We start from the raw sequence: 26,345 nt of genomic DNA, 5'->3' as shown, positions 1-26,345 counted from the left end.
CTCGGGTACTCGCCCGTCCGCCGGCGCCGGCGCCGGCGCCCGCGCCCCGGCGCCCCGCCCCCGGTCGCCGGGGCCGCCGGGAGCGGCGGTTAACCTCGGGGCGTGGACCCCAAGACCCGTACCCGAGTGATGACCGCCGCCTTCGTCCTGATGCTCGTGGCGGTGGTCGTCGCCGCCGCGGTCCGCTGAGCCGGCCGCGCCACCGCCGTCACCAGGCGAAAGCCTCCGGGGACGGGCCGGGGCCGGGGAAGATCTCCTCCAGCCCGGTCAGCAGCTCGGCGGAGAGCTTCAGCTCCACCGCCCGCAGCGCCGAGTCCAGCTGGTCCTGGGTGCGCGGGCCGACGATCGGGCCGGTCACCCCCGGGCGGGTCAGCAGCCAGGCCAGGCCGACGTCACCGGGCTGCACGCCGTGCTTGTCGCACAGGTCCTCGTACGCCTGGATCTGCGCGCGCTGCTCCTCCGACCTGAGCGAGTCCGCGGACCGGCCGGTCGTCGACCGGGCGCCGCCGCCCTCGCGCTGCTTGCGCAGCGCCCCGCCGAGCAGGCCGCCCTGCAGCGGCGACCAGGGGATCACCCCGAGGCCGTAGTGCTCCGCCGCCGGGATCACCTCCATCTCGGCCCGCCGCTCCGCCAGGTTGTACAGGCACTGCTCGCTGACCAGGCCGAGCGAGCCGCGCCGGGCGGCCGTCTCGTTGGCCAGTGCGATGTGCCAGCCGGCGAAGTTGCTCGACCCGGCGTAGAGGATCTTGCCCTGCTGCACCAGGACGTCGACCGCCTGCCAGATCTCCTCCCACGGCGTCGCCCGGTCGACGTGGTGGAACTGGTAGATGTCGATGTAGTCGGTGCCCAGCCGCCTGAGGCTGGCCTCCACCGCCCGGCGGATGCTGACCGCGGACAGTTTCTCGTGGTTCGGCCAGGAGTCGCCGTCGGGGGCCATGTTCCCGTAGACCTTGGTGGCCAGCACGGTCTTGTCGCGCCGGTCACCGCCCTTGGCGAACCAGCTGCCGATGATCTCCTCGGTACGGCCCTTGTTCTCACCCCAGCCGTAGACGTTGGCGGTGTCGAAGTAGTTGACGCCCGCGGCCAGCGCCGCGTCCATGATCGAGTGGCTGTCGGTCTCGTCGGTCTGCGGGCCGAAGTTCATGGTGCCGAGCACCAGGCGGCTGACCTTGAGGCCCGTACGGCCGAGCTGTGTGTACTCCATGGTTCCCCAGCCAAGCCCTTGGAGTGCGCTCCAATCAAGGGGACCGGACCGGGCGCCGCCCGGTCGGCCGCGCACGCAGCCGGCCTTGTACGGTGCCGGCCTTGTACGGTGCCGGCCCGTGCCGTGGGCGCCCCGGCGCCCCGGACGCGCCGGGGAGGCCGCCCCCGGACCGCCGCCCCGAACGCCTCAGGCCGCCTCGTACGGCGCCCCGATGCCCCACGCCTCGTGCAGCGCGTCCGCGAAGGCCGCCGCCAGCTTGTGCTCGCCCCCCGGATTGGGATGCGTGCCGTCGTAGGTGTCCAGCCGGATGTCGTAGCCGGGCGGCCGGGAGGCCAGCAGCAGCGGTGAGGCGGGACGGTCCAGCTCGGCGACCATCTTCGCGGTCCGCTCGTTCAGCTCCGCGCACTGGTCGGCGAAGTCCGGGTCCAGGTCCGCCCGGGTGTTGGGGATCACCGGCAGCAGCACCATCCGCAGCCCCGGCCTGGCCGCCCGCGCCCGCGCTATGAACCGGGCGACGTTCGCGGCCGTCTCCTCGGCGCCGGTGTAGAAGCCGAGGTCGATCAGGCCCAGCGAGACCAGCAGCACGTCCGGCCGGTGCTCCCGTACCGCGTCCCCGATCAGCGGCACCATGTGCAGCCAGCCCTCGCCCCAGCCCGCCAGATGGCGGCGGGCGTGCGCCGGGAACGCCGGATCGGCGTAGTCCGTCGACACCGCGTCGTCGACCACCGGGTCGTACAGCGTGTCGCGCGGCCCCACCACCGTGAACCGCTCACCGACGCCGCGCAGGTGCTGCCACATCCGGTAGCGCCAGGTGTAGTCGCCGGCGGCGCCGACGGTCATCGAGTCGCCGACGAAGAGGTAACGCATGCCGGGCATCATCCCCGACCGGCGGCCCGGCCGGGACACGGGGGTGGGCGAGCAGGGAGACTAGGGGACATGCCTGCCCTCTCGCGGACCGTCCAAGCGCCCTTGGCGGCTCTCTGCGCCGCCGCCGCGGCCCTCGCCCTGGCCTGGGGCGCGGCCGGCCCCGCCGCCGCCGACAGCGGGCCGTCGGTGGCCTTCCACCTCAGCGACCCGCGGATCACCGAGTCCAGCGGTCTGGCCGCCAGCCGCATCCACCCGGGCGTCTACTGGACGCACAACGACAGCGACGACGGCCCGTACGTCTACGCGGTCGACTCCGCCACCGGCCGGACCGTCGCCAAGGTCACCATGCGCGGCGTCCACGCCCGGGACGTGGAGGCGATCTCGCTCGGCCCGGACGGCGACCTCTACGTCGGCGACATCGGCGACAACCTCGACGGCGGCTGGCCCGAGGTGTGGATCTACCGCTTCCCCGAGCCCAAGGCGCTGAGCGACCGGACGGTGGACGTCACCCGCTACACCGTCCGGTACGACGCCGGTCCGCGCAACGCCGAGGCGCTGATGGTCCAGCCGCGCACCGGCCGGGTCTACATCGCCAGCAAGAACGAGGACGGCGGTCACCTCTACGAAGGGCCGGCGACCCTGGACCCGCACGGGACCAACGTCTTCCGCCGCATCGCGGACGTGCCCTGGGTGACCGACGGCGCCTTCTCGCCCGACGGCAGCCGGCTGGTCCTGCGCGGCTACTTCTGGGCCACCGACTACCGCTGGAGCGCCGACCGCCCGCAGAAGATCGGCAGCCTCGACGTACCGCTCCAGCAGCAGGGCGAGTCGGTGACGTATACGACCGACGGCCGGGCGCTGATGTACGGCAGCGAGGGCAGCGACAGCCAGGTGTGGCGGGAACCGCTCAGCGGCAAGGACCTGCCGGACAGCGCGGCGGGCGCCTCCTCGGGAAGCGCGGCGCACAAGGGCGCCGGGAGCTCCTCGGGGAGCGCGGGACCGGGCGAGGAGACGACGTCGCGCAGCGCGGCGCACAAGACGCTCGGGATCGGACTGCTTCTCGGCATCGGGGCGCTGGGGGTGGGCGTGCGGAACATGGCACGCAGGCGGCGGGGGTAGCGGCGGCGCGGCCGCTGCGGGTGCGGCCCGTGCGGGTGGCGGTGGGCACCCGGGGGCGGGCGGCGCTGGCGGCGGTCGTGGGCGTGGCCGCAGGCGGCGGTGGGCGCGCGGGCGCCGGCGGCGGTGGCGTGGGCCGGAAAGCCGGTGAGCGGCTCGGCAGGGCCCGAGCCGCTCACCGTACCGCCGTATTGCCGTACCTGGGGGCGCCCCGGCTCAGAGCCTGCCGATGACGTAGTCGACGGACGCGGTCAGCGCCTCGACGTCGGCCGGGTCGACGGCCGGGAACATCGCGACGCGCAGCTGGTTGCGGCCCAGCTTGCGGTACGGCTCGGTGTCCACGATGCCGTTGGCCCGCAGCACCTTCGCCACCGCCGCGGCGTCGATGCCGTCCTCGAAGTCGATCGTGCCGACGACCTGCGAACGCTGCGCCGGGTCGGCCACGAACGGGGTCGCGTACGACGCCTTCTCCGCCCAGCCGTACAGCCGCGAGGAGGAGTCGGCGGTGCGCTCGACCGCCCATTTCAGGCCGCCCTGGCCGTTGATCCACTCCAGCTGCTCGTTGAGCAGGAAGAGGGTGGTCAGCGCCGGGGTGTTGTACGTCTGGTTCTTCGTCGAGTTGTCGATCGCGGTCGGCAGGTCGAAGAACGCCGGGATGTGCCGGCCGGACGCGGCGATGGTGGCCGCCCGCTCCAGCGCCGCCGGCGAGAACACCGCCAGCCACAGGCCGCCGTCGGCCGCGAAGGACTTCTGTGGCGCGAAGTAGTACACGTCGGTCTCGGTGATGTCGACCGGCAGGCCGCCCGCGCCCGAGGTCGCGTCCACCAGCACCAGGGCGTCGTCGTCCGCGCCCTCGACCCGGCGGATCGGCAGCGCGACACCGGTCGAGGTCTCGTTGTGGGTGAGCGCGTACACGTCCACACCCGGCTCGGCGACCGGCACCGGGTGGGTGCCCGGCTCGGACTTCACGACCGTCGGGTCCGCCAGCCACGGGGCCAGCTCCGCCGCCTTGGCGAACTTCGAGGAGAACTCGCCGAAGGACAGGTGCTCGGACTTCGCGGTGATCAGCCCGTGGGTGGCGATGTCCCAGAAAGCCGTGGAGCCGCCGTTGCCGAGCACCACCTCGTAGCCGTCGGGAAGCGAGAACAGCTGCCGGACGCCGGCCCGGACCTGGCCCACCAGGTTCTTCACCGGCGCCTGGCGGTGCGAGGTGCCGAGCAGGGACGTCCCGGTCGCGGCGAGGGCGTCGAGCGCCTGCGTCCGCACCTTGGAGGGACCCGATCCGAACCGACCGTCGGCGGGCTTGATTTCAGCGGGAATCTGGATATCGGCCACGTCGGAAGCGTAGTGCGTAACAGGGGGGTTTCGGCGAGTGTCCCATCGGGTGAGACGGAGCCGGTGGGGTGCGGGCGGTGGGGCTGGTGGGGTGCGGCGGCCGGAGAGCGGCGGGCCGACCAGGGGCCGGGCCGGGGCCGGCGGCCCGCCCGCGGTGGTCGCGGACGGGCCGCCGTGGTCCGTACGCCTCAGCGGACCCTCAGCGGACCGTCAGCGGACCCTCAGCGGACCGTCAGCGGACCCTCAGCGGACCGTCAGCGGACCCTCAGCGGACCGTCAGCGGACCCTCAGCGGACCGTCAGCGGACGATGCCCTCGTACCCCTCGATGTCCTGCGGCCCGCGCGAGCCGGGGCCGATGTAGCGGGCGGAGGGGCGGACCAGCCGGCCGGTCCGCTTCTGCTCCAGGATGTGCGCCGACCAGCCCGCGGTACGGGCACAGGTGAACATCGAGGTGAACATGTGCGCCGGGACCTGCGCGAAGTCCAGCACGATCGCGGCCCAGAACTCCACGTTGGTGGCCAGCACCCGGTCCGGGCGGCGCGCGTGCAGCTCGGCCAGCGCCGCCTTCTCCAGTGCCTCGGCGACCTCGTAGCGCGGCGCGCCCAGCTCGCGGGCGGTGCGGCGCAGCACCCGGGCCCGCGGGTCCTCGGCGCGGTAGACGCGGTGCCCGAAGCCCATCAGCCGCTCGCCCTTGTCGAGCGCGCCCTTCACGTACGCCTCGGCGTCGCCGGTCCGCTCGATCTCCTCGATCATGCCGAGCACCCGGGAGGGCGCACCGCCGTGCAGCGGCCCCGACATGGCGCCGACCGCCCCGGACAGCGCCGCCGCCACGTCCGCGCCGGTCGAGGCGATGACCCGGGCGGTGAAGGTGGAGGCGTTCATGCCGTGCTCGGCGGCCGAGCTCCAGTAGGCGTCGACCGCGGCCACGTGCTTGGGATCGGGTTCGCCGCGCCAGCGGACCATGAACCGCTCGGTCACCGAGTGCGCCTTGTCGATCTCCCGCTGCGGCACCATCGGCAGCCCCTGCCCGCGGGCGGACTGGGCGACGTACGAGAGAGCCGTGACCGCGGCGCGCGCGAGGTCGTCCCTGGCCTGCGCGGCGTCGATGTCGAGCAGCGGTTTGAGGCCCCACACTGGGGCGAGCATCGCCAGCGCGGACTGCACGTCCACCCGGATGTCCCCGGAGTGCACCGGGATCGGGAACGGCTCGGCCGGCGGCAGCCCCGGGTCGAACGTGCCGTCCACCAGCAGGCCCCAGACGTTCCCGAAGCCCACATGGCCGACGAGATCCTCGATGTCGACCCCGCGGTAGCGCAGCGACCCGCCTTCCTTGTCGGGTTCGGCGATCTCCGTCTCGAACGCGACGACCCCTTCGAGTCCCGGTACGAAGTCGGACATGAGGCGGCTCCTCTGATGATCTGATGGTGGGGCGCGTGCGGGAGACCGGGCGCCCGGCTGGCAATTCTCCTAGCCGCCGGGCATGTCAGACAGGGTGAGATGCCGCACATCCGTGGCGACCGCACGCTTCCGCCCGCCGTCCTGGAAGATGTTTCGGGTGCGAGAACACAGAGAAGAGCCGGCAGCCGCGAACACCCCGGAACGGCGCGAGACCCCCGCGCCGCGCGAGCGGGACGCGTCCGGCGAGCCGTACGAGCGCCACGGGGGCGGGCCCGACGAACCGCGCGAGCGCGGTGGCCGTCGCGAGCCCCGTGACGAGGCGGTACGTCCCGACGACCCGGCGAACATGCGCGAGCAGTACCGGGTGGGCACCTTCGACCAGGCGGACCTGGCCGAGGACCCCTACGAGCAGTTCGCCCGCTGGTTCGCCGACGTGGTGCGGGCCGCCGGGACCGGCGTGATCGCCGAACCCAACGCGATGGTCGTCTCGACCGCGGGCGCGGGCGGCGTTCCCAGCTCCCGGACCGTGCTGCTCAAGGGCTACGACCGGCGCGGCTTCGTCTTCTTCAGCAACCACGGGTCGCGCAAGGGGCGCGAGCTCGCGGCGAACCCGCATGTCTCGCTGCTCTTCCCCTGGCACCCGATCGCCCGCCAGGTGATCGTCGGCGGTCGGGCCGAGCGGGTCCCCGAGGCGGAGACCGCGGCGTACTTCCACAGCCGGCCGCACGCCTCGCAGGTCGCCGCGTGGGCCAGCGAGCAGTCCAGGGTCGTCGAGTCCCGGGCGGTGCTGGAGGAGTCGTACGCCGAGCGCGCGGCGCGGTGGCCGCAGGGGAGCCAGGTGCCGGTGCCGCCGTACTGGGGCGGCTACCGGGTGGTGGCGGCGAGCGTGGAGTTCTGGCAGGGACGGGAGAACCGGCTGCACGACCGGCTGCGGTACGTGGCCGGGGGCGCGGGAGGCGCCGGCGGCGCCGGGGGAGTGGGCGAAGGCTGGGCCGTGGAGCGGCTGGCGCCGTAGCGGGCGGCCGGCGGGAGCCGGCGTCCGGGTCTTTCCGGGAACACGAACGACCCGCGGGCTGCTCCCCGGAGCCGGGTGGCTCCGAGCACCGGCCGGACAAGTCCGACGAGCCCGCGGGTCGGGTGTACTGCGTGGGATTGGCGAGCAACGTGCACGCCGAGTGCGCGGTGCTAGCCCGCAGCCACCTCACGTGTCCGACTGCAACTCATGCTTCAGACCACCTCCCTTCGTGTGTACTCACCACCCTAAGAAGGGACCCCGGAACCGCACAACTGATTTCCGCGAATCCGGTGTGACGCAGGGCACACCGGAGTTGAATGTTGTGACGTGCAGCCATTTGATGCGCAACCCAAGGGTGACGAGCAGCTGCTGGCGGCGCTGCTGGACGGCATGGAGGCGGGTCTGTGCGCCGTCGACCGGGCCGGTGTGATCACCCACTGGAACGCGGAGGCCACCCGGATCCTGGGCTGGACCGCCGAGGAGGCGATCGGGCGGCACGGCTTCGGCGGCTGGGCGGCCCGGCCCGCCGACGCCCGGGAGACCCTGGAACGGCTGCTTTCGACGATGGACGCGCCGGGCCGCCGGGTGCACGAGTTCGCCCTGTTCACCAAGGACGGCCGCCGGGTGCTGGTACGGACCCAGTCCGCGGCGGTGGCGGGCGCCGACGGCCGGCCCGCGGGCGTCTACTGCGCCTTCTCCGACGTGCGCGCCCAGATCGACCTGGAACGGTCCATCGCGCTGAGCGAGGCGCTGTTCGCCGACGCCCCCTGGGGCGTGGTGCTGGTCGACGCCGATCTGCGGCCCGCGCTCGCCAACGAGCAGGCGGCGCGGCTGCTCCACTGCGGGCGGCAGGCGCTGCTCGGCCGGCCGCTCGGCGAGCTGCTCGACCACGGCGCCGAGGAGCTGGAGAACGCGCTGCAGCACGTGCTCGCCGCAGGCGCCCCACCGGTCGGCGCGGAGATCTGGGTCAGCCTGCGGGGGGACGACGACGCCGCCCGGCACTGCTGGCGCTGCGGTTTCGTCCTGCTCGGGTCGCCGTTCGGCAGCGAACCCGTGCCGCTCGGCGTCGGCTGGCTGTTCTCCGACGTCACCGAGCAGAAGGCGGCCGAGCGGCAGAGCGCGCGGTTGCGGTTCCGCTACCAGCAGCTGCACCGCGCCGACCGGGCCGCCGCCGAGTGCGAGAGCGCCCTGGAGGCGGCCGTCCTGCATCTGGACTTCGCGCTCGCCGGGTTCGCCGACCACGCGCTGCTCGACCTCGCGGACGGCCCCGGCCGGCTGGTCCGGATCGCCGCGACCCCGGAGGGCGAAACCGGATCCGGCCACCGGGACGTGGCCAACGCCGTGCCGGTCGGCTACGAACCCGGCCACCCCGTGCTCCAGGCGGTGGAGCTGGCCGGCACCGTCCGGACCAGTTTCGTCGACCCCGCCGCCGGGCAGGCCGCGGCCGAGGTCCCGCGGGCCGGCGCCGACTCCTGGGCGGTGGCCAGGCGCTGGCCCCCGGGCACCGTGCACGGCCTGGCCGCGGTGCTGCGCAGCCGGGGCCGTACGGTCGGGGCGCTCACCTTCCTGCGCGGCTCCGGGCGGCGCCTCTTCGACCGGGCGGACGCGGCCTACGCGGAGGACGTGGCGGCCCGGGTGGCCATGGCGCTGGACCTGGCGGGCCTGACCGGCCTGGCGGACGGCGCCTGAGGCGGGGGCGGTGCGGGGGCGGCGGGCGCGGGTCCGTGGCGGGTGGCGCCCGGGTGGCCGGGTGGCCGGGTGGCCGGGTGGCCGGGTGGCCGGGGCGGGCGGCGCCGGGCGGGGTCAGCGGCCGGGCGGGGTCAGCGGCAGTCAGGCTCAGCGGCGGGCGGAGTGGCGGAAGAAGATCCGGTCCCGGTGCTCCTCGAAGACCTGGGCGTTCCACTCGTGGCCGCCGTCCACGTTGCCCGAGCGGATCATGGGCGGGGTGATGCCCCGGGCGGCCAGGTCCGATGCGGCGGTGGCGACGACCGCCTGCATCAGCGCGCTGGTCACCACCGTGGACGCCGGGCCGAAAGGCGCCGGGATCGCGTCGTCGGTCAGCTCCGCGTCACCCACCGCGATCTTGGAGTCCAGCACGATGTCGCAGTTGTCCTTGAGATACGTACCCGACGCGTGCCGGGAACGCGTCTCCTTGGCGTACGCCACCGAGGTCACCCCGATGACCGTCACGCCCAGCGCGCGGGCCCGCCGGGCCATCTCCACCGGCAGCGTGTTGCGGCCGGACAGCGATATCACGAAGAGCACGTCCCCGGCGCGTACCGGACTGGTCTCCAGCACCACCCCGGCCAGGCCCTCCACCCTTTCCAGCGCGCTGCCCAGGGTGGCCGGCACCACGTCCACCCCGGTGGCCCCCGGCACCGGCAGCAGGTTGACCAGTGCCAGCCCGCCGGCCCGGTACACCACGTCCTGCGCGGGCAGCGAGGAGTGGCCCGCCCCGAAGGTGAACACTCGCCCGCCTGCGGCGACGGCGTCCGCCACGGCGGTGGCGGCGGCCCTGACCGCGGCCCCCTCCTCGTCCCGCACCCGGCGCAGCAGGGCGATCGCGGCGTCGAAGTAGCGGTCCGCGAGATCAGCGAGGGGCTCGGTCATGCGGTCACCGTGGTGCCGCCGCGCCCGCGCTGTCAAGGCGGGGAATCACGAGTCGGGGCCGATTGCTCACGGGATGCGTCAGAATTGGCTCAGGGCCACGCACGAGTACACGAGGGGCGCGATGTCCGGACTGATCGATACGACGGAGATGTATCTCCGCACCATCCTGGAGTTGGAAGAGGAGGGTGTGGTCCCCATGCGTGCCCGGATCGCGGAGCGGCTCGACCAGAGCGGCCCGACCGTCTCCCAGACGGTGGCACGTATGGAACGCGACGGGCTGCTGCACGTCGCGGGCGACCGGCATCTGGAACTGACCGATGAGGGCCGCCGCACGGCGACACGCGTGATGCGCAAGCACCGCATCGCGGAGTGTCTGCTGGTCGATGTGATCGGCCTGGAGTGGGAACAGGTGCACGCCGAGGCGTGTCGCTGGGAACACGTGATGAGCGAGGCAGTGGAGCGACGGGTGCTGGAACTGCTCCAGCACCCCACGGAGTCGCCGTACGGCAACCCCATCCCCGGCCTGGAGGAGCTGGGCGAATCGGGCGCGGCGGATCCGTTCCTGGAGGAGGGCATGGTCAGCCTCACCGAACTGCACCCGGGCGAGTCCGGGGCCAGCGTGGTGGTGCGCAGGATCGGCGAGCCGATCCAGACCGACGCGCAGGTCATGTACACCCTCCGGCGGGCCGGTGTGCAGCCGGGCGCCGTGATCAGCGTGACGAGTTCGGCCGGCGGCGTCCTGGTCGGCAGCGGCGGTGAGGCCGCCGAACTGGACACCGAGATCGCCTCGCATGTGTTCGTGGCCAAGAGGTAGGCACCTCCCTCCTTCTCCTGGTTGTCCTGTTCCGGTCCCCTACGTTCCGCAGCTCTGCACCGGCGATTCGCCGCCGGTGGTCTCCGGGCCCCGGCGCCGCACGACGGCGCCGGGGCCTTTCCCTCCCCGGTCCCTCCCCGTCCTCCCCGTGTTCCTCCCCTGAACTCCCCTCGGCCGGACCCGGGACCCCGAGCTTCCCGAGTGCCGTCCCGCGGCCTGCTCCCCTTCGCACCGCGTCCCGATCAAGTCCTCCCCTCGGCCGCGGCGGTCAATCCTTGAGCGTTGTCACTCGAACGAGGGGTGTTGGTGGCGCTGCCCGTCTGTTCGAATAAAAGTTCGATAGCGTGGTCCGTGAGAGGAGGTGCGGCACATGGTCCAGCGGTACGAGGTGAGGGGCGCGGGCGGTGTACGGCTCGCGGCCTGGGAGTATGCGGGACAGGAGGCTTCGGCGGGGTGGACGGCGCCCGCCGCGTCCACGGCGCTCGGCCCGGCCGGCGGGCGTCCCGGCGTACTGATGCTGCACGGGCTGCTGGGCCGCGCCTCGCACTGGGCGGCGACCGCGCGCCGGCTCGTCCCGCGGTACCGGGCCGTGGCCCTGGACCAGCGCGGCCACGGCCAGAGCGACAAGCCCGACGGGCCGTACACACCGGATGTGTACGCCGCCGACGCCATCGCCGCGATCGAGCAGCTCGGGCTGGCCCCGGTCACCCTCATCGGCCACGCGATGGGCGCGCTCACCGCCTGGCAGTGCGCCGCCCGCCGGCCCGACCTCGTCGCTGCCGTCGTTATCTGCGACATGCGGGCCGCGGCCCTCGGGGAGGCGGGCCAGCCGGAATGGGAGAGGTGGCTGGCGAGCTGGCCGCTGCCCTTCGCCACGCTCGGCGACGTACGCCGCTGGTTCGCCGCCGAGGACTCCTGGGCCGACCCGCCGAGCGCGGTGCGGGGGGAGTTCTTCGCCGAGGTGATGCAGGAGCGGCAGGACGGCTGGCGCCCCGGCTACACGCCGGAGCATCTGCTGCGCTCCCGGGCCCCCTGGATACGTGACGCCCACTGGGACGAGCTGGCGCAGGTCGGCTGCCCCGCGCTGGTCGTCCGCGGCCTGGACGGGGAACTCGGCCGGGCCGAGGCACAGGAGATGGTCCGCGTGCTGCCCCGCGGCCGGTACGCGGAGGTGGCCGACGCCGGCCACCTCGTCCCGTGGGACCAGCCCGAGGCCTGGCACGACACGGTCGAGGGCTTCCTGCGGGAGGCGGTGGGACCCGCCGGGGCGGTGCTGGGCTCGGCGGGCGCGGCCTGAGGGGCGAGCGGCGGAGCCGACGGCCTCGGGGCGTCAGGATTGTCGGCGGTGTCGGCGGTGTCGGCGGTGCGGGCGCCGGACGGCCGTGCAAGAACGTGCCTTCGGCGTGGGGCCGCCCCGGGCGCGGGCGGCCCGGGGTCAGCTCGCGGCGAGCTCGGCGGCGGGCCGTGCGGCGCCACCGGTCCCCGTTCCGGCGGGGGCGCCGTCGGGCGTCTCGTCCGGCGGGAAGCGGATGCTGCGCAGGACCGCCACGGTCATCTCGCTGAACTCGCCCCAGTAGTCGACCGCGGCGGTGTCCAGGGTGAAGACCGCGGTGTACGGGCCGGTGGGGAACGGGACGTAGACCTGGACCTGGCCCATCAGCAGCCGCCCCCGCGTGCCACTCGCGGTCAGGTCCGCGCCGATGACGTACTCGCGCAGGGTCACGCAGGAGACCGCGGGGCCGCAGGGCAGGTCGATCCAGCGGGCGTCGTTGTTCTCGTCGCGGACCAGGATCTCCCGGATACCGCTCGCGGCGACCTCCACCGACGGATGGTCGGACGCGATGGCGGCGACGGTGAACGAGCAGTGGGCGACACCCTCGTCGATGGTGAACAGTCCCATCGCGGAGTAGTCCAGCCCCTGTCCGCCCATGGCCTCGCCGAGCGCCGCGTACTGGGGAGCGGCGGCGCCCCACAGCTCGTGGTCCGCGTTCGAGTACAGCTCGCGGACGAACTCCGCCGCCAGCACCGCGCGTTCCTCGGAGGTGGCGGCGATGGGCAGCGCGTGGAAGGACTCGGGGACGACGAACTCCAGCGGGGGTATGTTGTGCCGCGGCAGCGCGGTGGTCTGCCCGTCGGCTCCGCCGGACTCGGTGGGTCCGGTGGGTATGGGGGCGGCCGGGGCCGGGGCGGCTTGCGCAGCCGGCGATACGGGCGGGGCGGAGTCGCCGGTGCCGGTCCGTGGGGCGGCGGGGGTTTCCGGGAGGGAAAACGTCATGGATCTCGCCTAGATGATTGAGTCCAAGGGTTGGGGTCACGGTTAGTGGTCGTAGGCGGTCAGGGATCGCTTGATGGGTTGCCCGGTTTTGTCGTTGAGCCAGATCGCGGCGGTCAGCGCGAGGACGCGGGACAGGACTCGTGCGGTGACGCCCGCCGGGCTCTTGCCGCCGTGCCGTTCCAGGTCGAGCTGGCCTTTGAGGGTCTGGTTGATCGACTCGATGGTCTGTCGCAACGGTTTGAACAGGTGCGCGCCGGGCCGTTCGGGTTCGCCCTTGCGGGCCGGTCGCAGCAGGTGCAGGTGACGTTCGGTGAGGTCGTGCTCGAAGTCGTGTCCGTAGTAGTTCTTGTCGCCGATGATCGTCTGGCCGGGGTGGGAGGCGGCCACGTCGGGTGCGGTGTCGAGCATGTCGCGCAGGGTCTCGCGTTCGTCGGCCTTCGCGCCGGTCAGCGCGAACAGGACCGGCAGGCCGCCCAGCGTGCACACCAGGTGCAGGCGCAGTCCCCAGAAATACCGGGAGTGCGACGCGCAGTAGCCGTACTCCGCCCAGCCGGCCAGGTCCGACCGTTTCGCGGTCTCCCGCGAGCAGCCGCAGCCGACCGGTGTGGAATCGACCACCCACACGTCGTCGGTCCACAGCGAGGTGTCCCGGGCCAGGATCCGGATGGTGCTGGTGAGCAGGGACGATGCGGCACGCAGTCGCTTGCCGTAGCCGGAGGGCTGGGGCACGTAGGGGAACATGCCGCGGAAGTCGCGGTCGACGCGGCGCAGCCACCGCCGCTCGGAGGTGTACCCGAGCAGCGCCGACATCACCGCCAGAGTGACCAGTTCAGCATCGCTGAGCGTAGGCGCGATCCCCACCTTCGGCCGCCACGGGGCCAGCCCCGGCGAAGCCTTCAACTCATCATCGATCCGGGCATAGAGTGCAGTCGCGAGGGTGTCCAGGTTTGTCTTCACACACCGACCATGGGCGCCCTCGCGCCATGTCCGCAGGCGAACCCTTGGACTCATTCATCTAGAGGTCGCCGGGCTGCGGGCGGGCCGGCGCGCCGGACTCGCCCATCAGGAGGGAGTGGGTCTCGAACAGGCCCTTCCCGGTCTTCGCCGGAACCTGGCTCTCGACCAGGACGACACCGCCGGCCAGCCGGAAGAACCGCGGTGCCCGCGCACCGGCGGGCAGTTCGGTGCGCAAGCGCGCCACACGCCGGCGCTGGCCCTCGGTCAGTTCGGACTCCGGCACCGGCCGGCACCGGCCGGCACCGGTCCGCCAGCAGCCCGGCGAGCTTGTCGGCGGCGCCGGTGGACAGCCGTACCCAGGAGTCGTCGCCGAAGCGGATCCGTACGTCGTGGCCGTTCCCGCTGAACTTCAGCCGCTCGGCGCCCGCGACTTCCTCCCGCCCGGTCTCCCACAGCACGGTCGCGGGCGCGGTCAGATCCGGGCCGACGCCCAGCAGCACGAGGCGCCGCTCGGTGACGACGGCGTCCACCCGGTAGTGGTCGGGGCGGCGCGACGGGTCCAGCTGCCAGGGCACGGTGCGGGCCAGGGTGCCGGGTGCGGCCCACAGCACCGGGAAGTCCTCGGACTCGTCGGCCGGGTTTGCGGTTCGGACCTGGGCGGCCCGTCGCCGGCCGCCACGGAGTTCCCGCCGACCACCGTCTCGACGGCGACCTGGATGGCGGTCACCAGACCGCTGAGAAAGCCGCCGGCCACCCGGTCGACGTTCTGGGCGGCCTTCGTGTGCAGGGTGAACTCCGGGCCGGCCGGTCAGCCCGGCAGTTCGGCCCGGATGTCGCGCCGGTCGGTGTCCCGGAACCAGCGCGAGCCCAGCACCGGGTGCGCGTAGCCGGTGGCGAAGCGGATCGGCGTACGCAGCAAGGTGGTCTCGTCCTGGTCGGGATACCAGTCCATCGTCGTACGCCTCTCGGTCGGTCTGCGCGGTCGGTCGGTGCGGTCGGACGTCCAGCGGTCGGGTGGATGCGCCGGTGGGCGGACGCGCGGTCGGGTGGATGCCGGGCCCGTGGGCGCCGGACGGCCGGGTGCGCGGGCGCAGCTCCGGGCGGGTGGCGGTCCCCGGTCAGTTCGCGGTGGCCGCCTGGTCGAACCGGTCGCCGAGGTGGATCGCCTCGCCGATGTGCTGGGGGACCGAGTAGAGCTTGGGCGCCAGCTTCAGGCCCGCGTCGATGGCGCGGCCGGTGCCGCTCATCGCGTCGATGGCGACCCTGCCGCCGGTGATCGTCCTGAGTCCCCTGGTGCCCAGCAGTTGGCCGTGTTGGTAGAGCTGCTCGGACACCAGCTGCATGCGGTTGACGATCTTCCCGCCGGAGACGATCTTTCCCGCGGCCTTGAGCCCGCCGAACTCCAGCTTGAGGTTCTTGTACAGGGTGATCTGCTTGCCGCCCGCGATGAACTCGCCCGCCTTGCCGACGAGGTTCCGGCCGATGGTGGTCACCCCGCGGAACCCGTCGCCGAGCTCAGCGGCCCGGACGGCGGCCACGGTGCCGTCGACGACCTTGGCCCCCTTGGCGAAGGCGCCGATGCCGGGGACCACGCCCAGCGCGTCGAACCCGATGCTCACCCAGCTCACGTCGGCGCCCGCCGCCTTGGCTACAAGATGGCTGATCAGCGCGGCGGCGCTGGTGACGACGGCGGCGACCGCGAAGATCGCCCTCAACGGCTCGAAGGGCGCGGTGATGATCGCCAGCACGCCGAGGATGCCGCTCAGATCGCTGAGCAGGTCGCCGATGAGCCTGATCAGGTCGGCGTGGTCCTTGACCCACTGGACGGTGTCGGCCCAGGCGCCCTCGATGCCGTGCACCATCCGGCTGAACAGGCCCGGCTGGTCCGGCGCGATGTCGGCGGCCTTGTCCAGGTCGTGGCTTATCGACGCGGCGGCGCCGGTGTAGCGGGTGTGCAGCTCGTGGGCCCGGTCGCGTACGCCGCGCAGCGCGTCGCCGGCGTCGGTGAGCGCCTGCCGCTTCTTCTTGTCGTCCGCGGCGGCGTCCGGGTCGGGCGCCGTCTCGGGAGCCGGGTGCGGGACGCCGTCGTGCGGCGGCGGGCTGTCCAGCGCGGCCCTGGCCTGGTCCACGGCGCTCTGCTTGGCAGCGGCCTCCTTTTCCAGGCCGTCCGCCTCGGCCTGGAAACCGTGCAGTTGGTCGGCCCAGCGGGAAAGGGCGTCCGAGGCGCGGCCGAAGGAGTCGTGCGCCTTCTTGATCAGCGGGGTGACGTCGCTGTCGATATGCGCGACGAATGCCTTCGCCGCCTCGCCTTTCCAGTAACCGCAGCCGATCCGCTCCAGCTCGCCTACCGTGGTCGTCAGCTCGCCGTGCAGATCGCCCAGCTGCCGGGCCAGCGAACGGGTCCGCCCGACGTCGCCGGGCGTGGGGTCGTAACCGAGATGCGGGAAGCTCCGGGTCACGCCTTCACTTCTTCCCGTCGGTCTTCAGGGGATTGGCGAGTTGCAGATCGGCGTCGTCGAAGGTCTTGCCGATCTGGTCGATCATGTGGACCGCGGTGTCGGCGTGCCGGCCTATCTGTTTGATGCCGTAGTGCCAGCCGTCGGCGAAGTCGTGAACGTCGCCTATGAGTTCTGGTGCTCCCACGCCTTCGCCGTCGGCATTGCCCATGGCCCGGCTGACGCCGTCCATACGGTCCGCGATGGTGGCGAACGTCTTGCGCAAATCCCCCATCACGGTGCCGTTGATCTGCAGGTCAGCCATGAAGAATCAACCCTTTCCCGGCATTCCCAGGGAATTCGGCCGGCCAGTCGTGGAACTCGTGTCCTTTCTCTATTGGGCGTACGTGAACCGTCCACGGTCCGGGCGCCACCGTCTGGTCGCCACGGCCCGGCCATCCTGGCCCGGTCGTCCTGGCCCCGTCGTCCCGGATCCGCGTCGGCCCCGGACGGTCACACCGTCAGCGGTACCGTCACCGTCTTGGGCTCGCCGTCGCCGAGGTGCAGCAGCGCCCGGCCCGGGGTCACCTGGAGGCCGACACTGCTGCGGCTGAGCCGGGCGCCGATCAGCTCGCCGCTCATGACCTGCTGTGGGGAGAGCAGCACACCGCGGCGGGCCTTCTTGGCGTCCACCTGCCAGCCGGAGAAGCCGGAGCAAATGTCCTCCTCGCCGCCGGCCAGCACCACCGCCCGGCCGCGGTCGGTGCCCCGGGCGATGATCTCCTTGAGCACGTCCCTGGCGTCGCAGTCGCGCAGCAGCTCCGCGTCGTCGATCAGCACCACCACTGGCGCGCCGCCGGCCTCCTCCAGCGCCCCGGTCAGATCGCCCGCGGGTATGTCGCTGTCGGTGAAGACCCGCAGCACTCCTTCACCGCCGGTTAGTTCACGCAACGGCGAGGGGCGCGGCGCGGCCACCACCAGCTTCACGCCCTGCCGCTGGCAGCCGCGGGCCAAGGTGAGCAGTAGCGTGGACCGGCCGGATCTGCCGGGGCCGCCGACGACGAACGCGGGCAGCCCGTCGGACAGGTCCGGGCCGTGGCCGGTGAGTTCGTCGCCGCCGACGCCGACCAGCGACCACATCGGCGAGCGTGCCGCGTCGGTGTCGCGCATCTCCCAGGCGTCCGCGAACGACAGCCGGGTCGGCAGCACGTCGACCCGGAACGGCCGCCGCGAGCGCGGCAGATCCGCGTCCCGCTCGGTGGCCGCCGCGCCTATCGCGGCCAGTGCCGCCGCCTGGCCCTGGCCGGTGACCTCGCCGTCCAGCAGCGCGACCTGCAACTCGATCCCGGACTCCGAGCGGTACGCGCGGCCCGGCCGGATGTCGTCCGGCACCTTGCGCGGGTTGACCGAGATCAGTGCGAAGTCCGAGCGGTCCGCCAGCCGGAAGGCGATCTTGTCCTCCGTGAGGGTGGAGATCCGGCCGGTCATCAAGGTGCGGTCACCGGCGATGACCAGATGGATGCCGGCCGAGGCACCCTCGCGCAGGAAGGTGAACAGCTCGTCGGTCAGCGCGCCGTGGTCCAGCTCGCCGAGCGAGGTCGTCCAGCCCTCCCACCGGTCGAGCAGGATCACGATGTGCGGCAGCCGCTCCTGCTCGGCCACCGCCGCCCGCTGCTCGCCGATGTCCGCGAATCCGTCCGCCGCCAGCAGATCCTGGCGCCGGGTCAGCTCCGCCTTGAGCCGGCCGATCAGCCGGACCGCCCGCTCGGTCTGCGAACGGCCCACCACCGCGCCGCAGTGCGGCAGCCCGGCCAGCGCGTTCAACGCGCCGTTGCCGCAGTCGACGCCGTACAGGTGCAGGTCCGCGGTGGAGTGGGTGCGGGCCAGCGAACCGGCGATGGTGCGCAGCAGCTGGGACCGCCCCGAGCGCGGCGCCCCCGCGGCCAGTAGGTGGCTGAAGCCGTGGAAGTCGATGGCCACCGGCCGCCGGGCCTGGAGCGCCGGCAGGTCCTCGACGCCGTAGGCGGCCGGCGGCAGCGCGCCGGCCGTGACGGGCACCGGCAGCTCGTCCAGCCGCAGCGTGTCGGGCAGCGCGGGCAGCCACGGGCTGTGCTGCGCGGGGATCGCCAGCCGCTCGTTGGCCCCGCGGATCGCCTCCACCAGGACCTTGAGGTCGGTGACCTCGTCCTCCTCACCCTTCGCGCCGGCCGGGCGCCGCGGGGCGCTGCGGCCCAGCTGCGACCAGTCCACGACGTCCACCCACGGCGCCACCGGCACGTTCTCCACCGCGCCGGGCCGCCGGCCGCCGACGCGGCCGGACTGGAACGGCACCAGCGACGTCGCGCCCAGCCGCACATACGCCCGGCCCGGCGTGGACTTGGAGATGCCGCCCGCGTCCGGGGCGTCGATGACGTCGGAGGACTCGCTGCCGTCGGTGACCCGCAGCGCTATCCGCAGGTTGGTGTTGGCGCGGATCTCCGGCGAGACCACACCGCTCGGCCGCTGGGTGGCCAGGATCAGGTGGATGCCCAGCGAACGGCCCCGCTGGGCGATGTTCACCAGGCCGGTCACGAAGTCGGGGAGGTCGCGGACCATCGAGGCGAACTCGTCGATCACGATGAGCAGCCGCGGCATCGGGGTGAGCTGCGGCTGCCGCTTGAGCAGGTCGGTGTAGTCCTCGATGTCCTTGGTGCCGGCCCCGGCCAGGATGTGCTCGCGCCGCCGCAGTTCGGCGCCCAGCGACTCCAGGGCCCGCTCGACGAGGTGGGCGTCGAGGTCGGTGACCATGCCGACGGTGTGCGGCAGCCGGACACAGTCCTTGAAGGCGGAACCACCCTTGTAGTCCACCAGGACGAACGTCATCGCCTCGGGGGTGTTCGCCACCGCCAGCGACGCCACGATGGTCTGCAGCAGCTCCGACTTGCCCGAACCGGTGGTGCCAGCGATCAGACCGTGCGGACCGTCCTTGCGGATGTCGATCGCGAACGGACCGTCGTAGGACTCCCCGACCACCGCCTGGGTGGAGACCGGGCTCAGCCGCCAGCGCGCGGCGACGGCGTCCGCGGTCGGCGGCTCCAGGCCGAGGACGTCGAGCAGCCGGCTCGCCGAAGGGATCGCCGAGTCCTCGGCTTCGCCGCTGATGTCGCGGATCGGCGACAGGCAGCGGGCCAGCCGGGCGCACCAGACAGGCGACACCAGGTCGGGCCGCACCGCGCGGATCCGGGCGGCGCCCGCCTGCTCCACCCGCAGCCGGAACGAGCCGAAGGCCGGCTCCGCCTCGGTCGTGCGGGCCTGCTGAACGCCGGCGTACCAGGCGTTGTGGGTGGGGAAGCCGCCCTGCGGAAAGCCGGCCCCCACCGCCTTCTGCGGCGCCGGGGCGGCCTGCGCGGCGGCGGTGTGGGCCGCGAACTCGGCGACCACCACGGCCTGGCACTCACCGGGCAGGAACCGCTCCTCGGCGTCCAGGCAGGTCAGGAACATCCCCACGCCGGGGCCCTCGCGCAGCAGTTGCACCACGCCGGGCATCGCCCGCAGCCGCCGGGAGCCGTCCAGGACCACCACGATGTCCGGCTCCTTGAAGAACGCCGCGCGGTGGGCGGCGCCGCCCGCCTTCAGCTTGGCCTTCTGCCGCCCGTCGAGGATCGCCCCCAGCTCGGCGATGCGCGCCGCGGCCGTCTCCGCGTCGGTGCCCATCAGGGCCGAGGCGTCCAGGCCGTCGGTGGGCCTGGCGTGCGGCAGCCACCGCACCCAGTCCCAGCTTTCCCGCCCCGACTGGTCGGTGAGCACGTAGAACTGCACGTCCACCGGGCTGCTCAGGGCCGCCGCCTGGGCCACCGCCCAACGGCCCATCGCCCGGGCTCCGTCGCCGGGCGCCGCGAACCCGATCACGCCGAGCCTGCGCAACTCGACCGCGACCGGCGCGTCGTCGATCTCCCAGGTGACCCGGCGGCGGTGCTCCTCCTGCTCCGGGTCGTCGAGCACCACCTCGGAGGGCAGCTTCGCGGTGCCGACCCGGATCAGCAAGTGGTCCGGGTCGCCGCGGCGGCGCTCCCACAGCCTGGTGCGCGGGCCGGTCGCGGTGTTGAGCACGGTCGCCGGGTCGGGCGAGGCCGCCGCCCGGTCCCCGCGCTCGGCCTCCAGCGCGTCGCCGGCGTCCCGCTCGATACCGGCCTTGCGGTCGCGGTACTCGGCGACCGTCCTCGCGTATGACTTGCGGCCGGTCTTCTTGTCCACGAAGTAGTTGCCGACCATGACCACGGGGCTGACCGCCGCCATGACCAGGTACACCATGCGGTGCAGCATGAGGGCCATCGTCACCGCCATGACCAGCGGTGTCAGTGCCATCAGCCACGGCAGCGGCCGGGCGCCGGGCTCCTTCGGCGGGGTCGGCAGCCGGAAGAGGGTGGCCCGCTCGGGAGGCGACAGCCGCGGCGGGCGGTTGTAGTCGTAGGTGGCACCGTCCTCGCCCGGGTGCAGCGCCGCGTCCGGCGGAAGATAGGGGCCGAGTTCCAACAGGGTGTTGCCGAGGGCGAGCTGACCGCCCAGCGGCCACTCCTTCGTCCCGCCGTCGACCGTGACCTGGCAGCTGCCGTTCATCGAGACCGTCAGCACCGCCGCTCGCGCGGCCAGTTCGGAGTCCTCGATCCGGATCCGCGCCGCCGGGCCGCGCCCGATCTCCACCCGCCCGATGCCCAGCCGGTGCACGGCGCCCGCGTCCGGCCCGCCCACGACCCGCAGCTCGACCACCCCGGCCGGTTCGCCCGGCAGACAGCCCGCCGGGTCGTACAGACTCACCACCGCGCCCTCGCGCAGCGGTGACTGAGCCACCGTCCAGCCGGGATCGACCGCGTACCCGTCCACGTATACCGCGGGCGCGCCGGGCGCGCGCGAGGCACCGCCGGCGATCGGGATGATCTCGGCGCCGCCGCCGACCTTCCGTCCCAGTTCCCTGGCGACATCCGCGACGGTCGAGGCCGGATCGGCATCGACCACTACATCTGCGCGGTCCCCGCCGAGCGGATCGACCACGGTCAACGACAGACGCACGGCTTCCTCGTTCCCCCGGATTCGACTTCGTTGTTCAAGGACGATAACGGCTCGCACGGACTCGGGGCATGGCAGATGCGCGGGCCTGTGGATAACGTCGGCGGGCTTATCCACAGGCCGGATTCGGGGCCGCGCACGCGGTGGTCCGATGATGGCAGAGTGGTCCCGAGCCGGACCGAAATGGGGCGGATCGAACAGGGCCCTATCGTGCTGCCCGAGCGCGGGCATGTCACGCGGACCGTTCTGATCCGTTGCAGAGATGTGAGTCTCCCGTCGCGGGATGCGCCTTGAGGGTGTTTGTGAGGCGCTGATAACGTGCGGTGATTTGACATCGGCCTGCGGGCTGCCGCCGGACCGGAGCGCGGCAGTCTCTCCCCACGCAACCGATATCAACGCACGCCGGCTCGACGGGGGCAGTGACGTGAAGGTCAGGGAACGATCCGCTGCGGGCGGCGGCAGCGGCCGCCAGCCGGTTCCCGCAGCGGGCCTCGGGGCACCGCTGGATGGAGAGCGGCTGCCGACGGCACCGCGCGAGCGCAAACCGGCACTCGCCGCGCTCGCCGTCCTCCTCATTCTGGTGGGCGCGCTCGGCGCGACCGTGATGGTGATGCGCGCGGGGAACAAGATCTCCGTCGTGGAAGTCACCGCCCCGGTCGCAGCCGGTGACGCCATCCCGCCCGGCGCCATTCGCGAAGTAATGCTCTCGAACGACTCCGGAGTAAATTTCGTACGGTGGGGGCAGCGTAAAGACCTGCTCAACAACTGGCGGGCCGGCACAAATCTCGTCGCGAATTCGGTGCTGACCACGTCGATGATCACCAAGAAGGATGAAGTGATCCCGCCGGGGAAGTCACTCGTGGGGCTCTCCTTGAAGACCAGCCAGTTCCCCAACGGACTCGCCGCTGGGAACGTGGTGGCCGCTTACAACGTGAGCACCACCGCCGCCAAGGCCACCCAGGACAGCGCGTCCGGCGCCGTCGACACCACCCTCATCAGCGACCGCGTGATCGTCAAGAAGGTCATCACGTCCACGGGTGACTTCTCCTCCGGCGACACCTCCGTCACCGTGCTCGTCGACTCCGCGGACGCCGGTCCGCTGACCATCGCCGCCTCCGCGGACACCGTCGCCCTCGTGCTCGTCTCCGGCAAGAACTGAAGCGAGCGGGCGAACGTCATGGCACTGATCGCCGTCGCCGCGGACAAGGGCTCACCGGGCGTCACCACGACCGCTGTCGCGCTCGCCGCCGTATGGCCGCGCCGCGTACTGCTGGCCGAGACCGACCCGGCCGGCGGCGACCTCGTCTACCGGTCACGCGCCGCACACGGCGGGGTACTCGACCCCAACACCGGCATGCTGTCGCTGGCCGCCACCGCCCGGCGCGGCCTGGCCGCCGAGCAGCTGTGGGACCACGCCCAGCCGCTCACCGGCGGCCTCGACGTGCTCGTCGGCCTCGGCGCCGCCGAACAGGCCACCGGACTGGCCGGTCTGTGGCCGATGCTCGGTCAGGCCTTCGCCACCTTGGAGGAGTCGCCCAACGGCGCCGCCGACGTCATCGCCGACTGCGGCCGGATCGGCGCCGACTCGCCCGCCCTCGAACTCTTCGCGCACTCCGCCCTGGTGCTGCTGGTCGCCCGCACCGAGCCCGAACACCTGGCGCGGGTCAGGGACCGGGCCGGCGCACTGTCCGCCAAACTGCACGGATCGCAGCGCGGCGCCGCCGCCGCGCTCGGCCACCCCCCGATCGGCATCCTGCTCGTCACCGACCCCGGCCACAGCGCCCGCCTGTCCGGACAGGTCAACGACATGCTGGTCGCCTCGCAGATCGCCGCCCGCGTCGCCGGCACCGTCGCCCACGACCCGGCCGGCGCGGAGATGCTCAGCGGCCGGCGGCGCGGCCGACTGGACAAGTCGCTGCTGATCCGCTCGGCCCGCCAGATCACCGCCGACGTACCCCAGCGGTACGGAGTCTTCCGGTGAGCGACGTGGACCACCAGCTCGTCAAGCGCTTCCGCCAGGAGGCCGGCGACCGCATCTCCGAGCAGCGCAGGCTCGACCAGGTGTCGAACACCGCGCCCATGTCCGCCGAGGACGAGCGGCAGTTCGCGCGGGCGATGATCGCGCAGATCCTGGAGGAGTACGCCCGCGCCGAGATCACCGTCGGCCGCACCCCGCTCGACGCGCGGGCGGAGGAGGCGTACGCCGCCGCCGTGCACGCCGCGCTGTTCGGCGTCGGCCGGCTCCAGCCGCTGCTGGACGACCCGGACGTCGAGAACATCGACGTCAACGGTTGCGACCAGGTCTTCGTCGGCTACTCCGACGGCCGCGAGATCCCCGGCGAACCCGTCGCCGAGACCGACGAGGAACTCATCGAGCTCATCCAGGTACTCGGCGCCTACTCCGGCCTGTCGTCCCGCCCCTTCGACACCGCCAACCCGCAGCTGGACCTGCGGCTGCCCGACGGCTCCCGGCTGTCCGCCGTCATGGACGTCACCCGCCGCCCCGCCCTGTCCATCCGCCGCGCCCGCATGGGCAAGGTCTTCCTCGCCGACCTGGTGGGCAACTACACGCTCACCCCCGAACTGGGCTCCTTCCTGTCGGCGGCGGTCCTCGCCCGCAAGAACCTGATGATCGCCGGCGCCACCAACGCCGGCAAAACCACCCTGCTGCGGGCGCTCGCCAACGTCATCCCGCCGCACGAACGCCTCATCACCGTCGAACGTGCCCTGGAACTCGGCCTCGACGAGTTCCCCGAACTCCACCCCAACGTCGTGGCGTTCGAGGAACGGCTGCCCAACTCCGAAGGCCACGGCGCCATCTCCATGGCCGAACTGGTCCGCCGCTCGCTGCGCATGAACCCCTCCCGGGTCATCGTCGGCGAGGTACTCGGCGACGAGATCGTCACCATGCTCAACGCGATGTCCCAAGGCAACGACGGCTCGCTGTCCACCATCCACGCCAACAGCTCCGCCGAGGTCTTCAACCGCATCTCCACCTACGCCCTCCAGGCGCGGGAACGGCTGCCGGTCGAGGCCTCCCAGATGCTGGTGGCCGGCGCCATCGACTTCGTCGTCTTCGTCCAGCGCCGCAACGACTACCAGCGCGGCGGCGCCCTGCGCCGCGCCGTCACCTCCATCCGCGAGGTGAACGGCGTGGACGGCCGCGTCCTGTCCAGCGAGGTCTTCGCCGAGTCCCGGGACGGCGTGGCCATGCCGCACGCCCCCATCTCCTGCCTCGAAGAACTCCTCGTCCACGGCTACCAGCCCACGGGGGTGTGGCGGTCATGACCGGGATCCTCTCCGTCGACGTGCTCTACGCCCTGCTCGCCGGGGCGGTGGTCGGCGGCGGCATCGCGCTGCTCGTCGTCGCCCTGTACGGCTGGGCGCCCGCGCCCGCCGAACCGGGCCGGGCGACCACCGACAAGGCGACCGAGCTCGTACGCTTCCTGTCGCAGCGCGGCTCACTGGCCGTCGTGGCGGGCCTGGCCGTACTCGGCCTCACCCGCTGGGTCGTGCTCGGCATCGCCACCGCGGTACTCGTCTTCACCTGGAACGAACTGTTCGGCGGCGCGGCCGAGGAGCGGGCGGCGATGAAGCGCGTCGAGGCGCTGGCAGGCTGGACCGAGTCGCTGCGCGACACCATCGCCGGCGCCGTCGGCCTGGAACAGGCCATCCCGGCCTCCGCCCGCGCCGCCGCCCCCGCGCTGCGCCCCCATCTCGCCTCCCTCGTCGACCGGTTGCGGTCCCGTACGCCGCTGCCCGAAGCGCTCCAGCACCTCGCCGACGAGATCGACGACGCGTCCGCCGACGTCATCGTCGCCGCCCTCATGCTCAACTCCCGGCTGCGCGGCCCCGGCCTGCGCGAAGTACTCGGCGCGCTCGCCAAGTCGGCCCGCGAGGAAGTGGACATGCGCCAGCGCGTGATGGCCCAGCGCGCCAGTACCCGGCGCAGCGTACAGATCGTGGTGGTCGTCTCGGTGGGCTTCGTCCTCGGCCTGGCGATCTTCAACCGCAGCTTCGTGGAGCCGTACGGGACCGCGGCCGGCCAGCTCGTACTCGCCGTGGTGTGCGGCCTGTTCGCCGCCGGGTTCCGGTGGCTGCGCAGCCTGGCCAGGATCGAGACCCCCGAGCGGTTCCTGGTGCACGCCCCGGAGCGGCTCGGCCGACGCACCGGCCCGCCAGGACGGTTCACCGCGGGTCCCGCCCCGGCGTCGGCCCAGGCCGTCCCCGGTCAGGCCGCCCCTGACCGGCCGGCCCCGGGCCACCCGGCGCCCGGCCAGTCGCCCCTGCCGGGACAGGGAGTGGGCCCGCGATGAACACCGTCCTCTTCACCTGCCTGGTCGGCGGCCTGGTCGGCCTCGGCGTCTTCGCCCTGATCCGGGCCCTGATGCCGGGCCGGCGCAGCGCCCTGTCCACCGTGGCGCAGGTCGACGCCCTGCGCGCCGCGGGCCCCGCCGCCCCGGCCGGCGCACCCGCCGCGCGCACCGGGCTGCGGGACCGGCTCGGCGAGCGGCTCGCCGCCTTCTACCTCCAGCAGGGCTGGGAGCTGCGCTCACTGCGCGCCGACCTCGCGGTGCTCGACCGGAGCTGGGAAGGGTTCCTCGCCACCAAGATCATGCTGGCGGCGGCCGGTGTGGTCTTCGGACCGTTCGTCTTCGCCGGCCTGTGGGAGCTGGGCTTCGGCCTGAACCCGATCGTCCCGGTCTGGCTGGCGCTGATCTGCGGCGGCGTCTTCTTCCTGCTGCCGGACGTCGAGGTCCGGCGTGACGCCGCGAACAAGCGCAAGGACCTGCGCCGGGTGATCGGCGCCTACCTGGACCTCGTCTCGATGAACCTCGCCGGAGGCCGCGGCCTGCCGGAGGCCCTGATGACCGCCGCCGAGATCGGCGACGGCTGGGCCCTGATGCGGATCCGCAACTGCCTCACCGACGCCCGCATCACCGGCACCAGCCAATGGGTGGCGCTCGGCCGGCTCGGCGAGGAGCTCGGCATCGAGGAGTTGCAGGACCTGTCGGTCACCCTCGCCCTGGTCGCCGACGACGGCGCCAAGATCCGCGAGTCGCTCGGCGCCCGCGCCGAGACCATGCGGCACCGCGAACTCGCCGAGATAGAAGGCGCGGCGGGCGAGAAGTCGCAGTCCATGCTCGTGGCGCAACTCATGCTCTGCGCCGGCTTCCTGGTCTTTCTGATCTTCCCCGCCGCGATGCGCGTGTTCCAGGTCTGATCACCAACCCGCCCCCGACACTGGAGCGTCGAGTCGAGAGGACTTCCGCCA

The 26,345-nt window shown here is 72.9% G+C and carries 22 protein-coding genes; 10 read left to right on the top strand and 12 right to left on the bottom strand.

All coding sequences use genetic code 11. From position 1 onward, the window contains the following. Positions 1-208 precede the first annotated feature (208 nt). Positions 209-1,204: an aldo/keto reductase gene (locus tag RLT57_RS10950; protein WP_311297189.1), complete on the bottom strand. Its 996-nt coding sequence runs from the start codon at positions 1,202-1,204 to the stop codon at positions 209-211. A gap of 186 nt (positions 1,205-1,390) precedes the next feature. After that, on the bottom strand, positions 1,391-2,071 hold the full coding sequence (locus tag RLT57_RS10945) for a GDSL-type esterase/lipase family protein (RefSeq protein WP_311297188.1): 681 nt from the start codon (positions 2,069-2,071) through the stop codon (positions 1,391-1,393). Between the two features lie 69 nt (positions 2,072-2,140). Here RLT57_RS10945 and RLT57_RS10940 point away from each other — a divergent pair, with 69 nt between their 5' ends. Further along, a complete protein-coding gene (locus RLT57_RS10940) occupies positions 2,141-3,190 on the top strand; it encodes a hypothetical protein (protein WP_311297187.1) in 1,050 nt (349 codons plus the stop codon). A gap of 213 nt (positions 3,191-3,403) precedes the next feature. Here the strand turns inward: RLT57_RS10940 and serC are convergent, their stop codons facing one another. Both serC and RLT57_RS10930 read right to left on the bottom strand, forming a co-directional pair. Further along, positions 3,404-4,522: a phosphoserine transaminase gene (serC, locus tag RLT57_RS10935; protein WP_311297186.1), complete on the bottom strand. Its 1,119-nt coding sequence runs from the start codon at positions 4,520-4,522 to the stop codon at positions 3,404-3,406. 298 nt (positions 4,523-4,820) lie between these two features. Further along, positions 4,821-5,921 (bottom strand): citrate synthase 2, encoded by a 1,101-nt coding sequence (locus RLT57_RS10930; protein WP_311297185.1) that lies wholly within the window; start codon positions 5,919-5,921, stop codon positions 4,821-4,823. A gap of 346 nt (positions 5,922-6,267) precedes the next feature. Here RLT57_RS10930 and pdxH point away from each other — a divergent pair, with 346 nt between their 5' ends. Beyond that, positions 6,268-6,936, top strand: coding sequence for a pyridoxamine 5'-phosphate oxidase (gene pdxH, locus RLT57_RS10925; protein WP_311300673.1), 669 nt, complete (start codon positions 6,268-6,270; stop codon positions 6,934-6,936). A 327-nt stretch (positions 6,937-7,263) separates the two neighbouring features. Further along, positions 7,264-8,625: a PAS domain-containing protein gene (locus RLT57_RS10920; protein ID WP_311297184.1), complete on the top strand. Its 1,362-nt coding sequence runs from the start codon at positions 7,264-7,266 to the stop codon at positions 8,623-8,625. Between the two features lie 147 nt (positions 8,626-8,772). Here the strand turns inward: RLT57_RS10920 and RLT57_RS10915 are convergent, their stop codons facing one another. Then, positions 8,773-9,546 (bottom strand): SIS domain-containing protein, encoded by a 774-nt coding sequence (locus tag RLT57_RS10915; RefSeq protein ID WP_311297183.1) that lies wholly within the window; start codon positions 9,544-9,546, stop codon positions 8,773-8,775. 121 nt (positions 9,547-9,667) lie between these two features. Between RLT57_RS10915 and RLT57_RS10910 the strand changes: the two genes are divergently transcribed. After that, the gene (locus tag RLT57_RS10910; protein WP_311297182.1) at positions 9,668-10,360 is read left to right on the top strand and encodes a metal-dependent transcriptional regulator; all 693 of its coding nucleotides are present in this window, start codon (positions 9,668-9,670) and stop codon (positions 10,358-10,360) included. Positions 10,361-10,730: 370 nt separating this feature from the next. Then, positions 10,731-11,657 carry an alpha/beta fold hydrolase gene (locus tag RLT57_RS10905; RefSeq protein WP_311297181.1) on the top strand — a complete coding sequence of 309 codons (927 nt, stop codon included), beginning with the start codon at positions 10,731-10,733 and terminating at the stop codon, positions 11,655-11,657. Positions 11,658-11,795: 138 nt separating this feature from the next. On the opposite strand, the gene RLT57_RS10900 is transcribed toward RLT57_RS10905, so the two are convergent. The 7 genes from RLT57_RS10900 to RLT57_RS10870 form a co-directional block, all read right to left on the bottom strand. Next, entirely contained in the window at positions 11,796-12,635 is an 840-nt protein-coding gene (locus RLT57_RS10900) for a hypothetical protein (RefSeq protein ID WP_311297180.1), read from the bottom strand. Positions 12,636-12,677: 42 nt separating this feature from the next. Next, a complete protein-coding gene (locus RLT57_RS10895) occupies positions 12,678-13,592 on the bottom strand; it encodes an IS982 family transposase (protein WP_311296332.1) in 915 nt (304 codons plus the stop codon). Positions 13,593-13,650: 58 nt separating this feature from the next. Beyond that, positions 13,651-13,836 carry a hypothetical protein gene (locus RLT57_RS10890; protein WP_311297179.1) on the bottom strand — a complete coding sequence of 62 codons (186 nt, stop codon included), beginning with the start codon at positions 13,834-13,836 and terminating at the stop codon, positions 13,651-13,653. 564 nt (positions 13,837-14,400) lie between these two features. Then, the gene (locus tag RLT57_RS10885; RefSeq protein ID WP_311297178.1) at positions 14,401-14,544 is read right to left on the bottom strand and encodes a hypothetical protein; all 144 of its coding nucleotides are present in this window, start codon (positions 14,542-14,544) and stop codon (positions 14,401-14,403) included. Positions 14,545-14,710: 166 nt separating this feature from the next. Continuing rightward, on the bottom strand, positions 14,711-16,051 hold the full coding sequence (locus RLT57_RS10880; RefSeq protein WP_311297177.1) for a putative T7SS-secreted protein: 1,341 nt from the start codon (positions 16,049-16,051) through the stop codon (positions 14,711-14,713). Between the two features lie 4 nt (positions 16,052-16,055). Continuing rightward, positions 16,056-16,352 carry a hypothetical protein gene (locus tag RLT57_RS10875; RefSeq protein ID WP_311297176.1) on the bottom strand — a complete coding sequence of 99 codons (297 nt, stop codon included), beginning with the start codon at positions 16,350-16,352 and terminating at the stop codon, positions 16,056-16,058. A gap of 188 nt (positions 16,353-16,540) precedes the next feature. Further along, positions 16,541-21,073 (bottom strand): FtsK/SpoIIIE domain-containing protein, encoded by a 4,533-nt coding sequence (locus RLT57_RS10870; RefSeq protein ID WP_311297175.1) that lies wholly within the window; start codon positions 21,071-21,073, stop codon positions 16,541-16,543. A 421-nt stretch (positions 21,074-21,494) separates the two neighbouring features. Between RLT57_RS10870 and RLT57_RS10865 the strand changes: the two genes are divergently transcribed. The 5 genes from RLT57_RS10865 to RLT57_RS10845 are packed head-to-tail and all read left to right on the top strand — an operon-like array spanning position 21,495 to position 26,294. Further along, on the top strand, positions 21,495-22,229 hold the full coding sequence (locus tag RLT57_RS10865; protein ID WP_311297174.1) for a hypothetical protein: 735 nt from the start codon (positions 21,495-21,497) through the stop codon (positions 22,227-22,229). Between the two features lie 18 nt (positions 22,230-22,247). Next, positions 22,248-23,051 carry a hypothetical protein gene (locus tag RLT57_RS10860; protein WP_311297173.1) on the top strand — a complete coding sequence of 268 codons (804 nt, stop codon included), beginning with the start codon at positions 22,248-22,250 and terminating at the stop codon, positions 23,049-23,051. Continuing rightward, on the top strand, positions 23,048-24,358 hold the full coding sequence (locus tag RLT57_RS10855) for a CpaF family protein (protein ID WP_311297172.1): 1,311 nt from the start codon (positions 23,048-23,050) through the stop codon (positions 24,356-24,358). The genes RLT57_RS10860 and RLT57_RS10855 overlap by 4 nt, the downstream gene beginning before the upstream one ends. Then, positions 24,355-25,386: a type II secretion system F family protein gene (locus tag RLT57_RS10850; RefSeq protein WP_311297171.1), complete on the top strand. Its 1,032-nt coding sequence runs from the start codon at positions 24,355-24,357 to the stop codon at positions 25,384-25,386. Before RLT57_RS10855 ends, RLT57_RS10850 begins: the two co-directional genes overlap by 4 nt. Beyond that, positions 25,383-26,294 (top strand): type II secretion system F family protein, encoded by a 912-nt coding sequence (locus tag RLT57_RS10845; protein ID WP_311297170.1) that lies wholly within the window; start codon positions 25,383-25,385, stop codon positions 26,292-26,294. The genes RLT57_RS10850 and RLT57_RS10845 overlap by 4 nt, the downstream gene beginning before the upstream one ends. The last annotated feature ends 51 nt before the right edge of the window (positions 26,295-26,345 follow it).

Origin of the sequence: Streptomyces sp. ITFR-21, assembly GCF_031844685.1 — a bacterium.
Classification (GTDB): Bacteria; Actinomycetota; Actinomycetes; order Streptomycetales; family Streptomycetaceae; genus Actinacidiphila.
Note: the sequence above shows the minus strand (reverse complement) of the source record. Positions and strands in the feature narration are given on the sequence as shown.